Source organism: Rhodoferax sp. RT5P35 (assembly GCF_056521385.1).
In genome coordinates this window covers 1-1,284 of sequence record NZ_JBWMAX010000185.1, presented here as the reverse complement: position 1 = coordinate 1,284, position 1,284 = coordinate 1, and the positions used below count along the sequence as shown (strand labels likewise).

The following is a 1,284-nucleotide window of genomic DNA, read 5'->3' as shown; positions in this document are numbered from 1 at the left end:
CGCCGCCAACGCAGAAGGCAAAGACATCCTGGTCGAAACCAGCCGGGATGTGCTGGACACCCAGGGCGGACGCATCGGCCCCACCGTCATCACCGCCCTGCTCGACCCCCAGCTCCAGCTGATCGCCAGCAACCGCACGCCCGCTGCCAAGGACGTGGTCGACGTGCTGCCCCACATCATCCCGCCCCTGGCGAACAGCAAGCAGGACACCAAGGTCACGCTGGTCGGTGATACCGCCTACCAGTTTGTGCTGGTCAAAATGCGCGCCCCCCTGGCAGAGTCGGTACTGGTAGGGTTCCGTATCGACGAAGCCATGGCCCTGGCCATGAAGAAGAGCTCCGGCCTGGATGTCGCGCTGCTGACCCAGGAAACCCCCGCCAAGCCGCTGCACATCAGCCTGTCAACCCTGCCCAAAAATGACCTGGCCGGCCTGCTCGCAGCGGACCGCACCGCCGATGAGATAGAGATCGGCGGCGACACCCTGGTGGCGCAAACCATCGACCTGCAGGCAGTGGCCGGCAGTGCGCAAACGGTGCTGCTGCGCTCGCTCAGCCAATTGCTGGCACCCTACGAAGCCCTGAAAAGAACCATGTGGTGGATCACTGCCCTGGGCCTGCTGCTGTTTGGCCTGGTCAGCACCGTGACCGCCCGCAGCGTCACCCAGCCCCTGCAGTCACTGGCCCGCGATGCCAAACGCCTAAGCGATGGCACCTACGACCAGCCGGTACACCACACCGAGCGGCGCGACGAAATCGGCGATCTGGCCAAAGCCTTTGACCAGATGCGCAACGACATCGCCGACGACAAAACCCAGATCGAAAAACTGGCCTACTGGGACGACCTGACCCAGCTGCCCAATCGGCTGAACTTTCGCAAACTGCTGAAAAGTGAAATGGAGCACCGCCCGGCCACCGGCGGCAGCCTACAGCCGCCGCTGGCCGTCATCACCCTCAACCTGGACCGCTTCAAGCACGTCAACGACATCCTCGGCTATGCCGAGGGCGACCAACTGCTCAAAGCCGTCACCGCGCGTCTGCTGGACTGTATGGACGACGGTGCGCTGGTCGCCCGGCTCGGGGGCGACGAGTTCTCGGTGCTGCTGCACCACGCCGATGCCGATGCCGCCATCCAGGTGGCCCAGGCCATTGCCCTCGCGTTTGAAGCCCCGTTCCGGGTGGGCGACCAGCCGGTGGACCAGAGCGCCAGCATGGGCATCGCCTGTTGGCCGCAGGACGCGCAGGATCTGGACACCCTGCTGGGCCGAGCCGAGGTGGCCATGTACGT

The 1,284-nt window shown here is 65.1% G+C and carries 1 protein-coding gene; it reads left to right on the top strand.

Annotation, left to right across the window (positions count from 1 at the left end; translation table 11 throughout):
* A partial coding sequence (locus AC097L_RS24795) for a diguanylate cyclase domain-containing protein (RefSeq protein ID WP_479589377.1) occupies window positions 1–1,284 on the top strand: 1,284 nt, incomplete at both ends.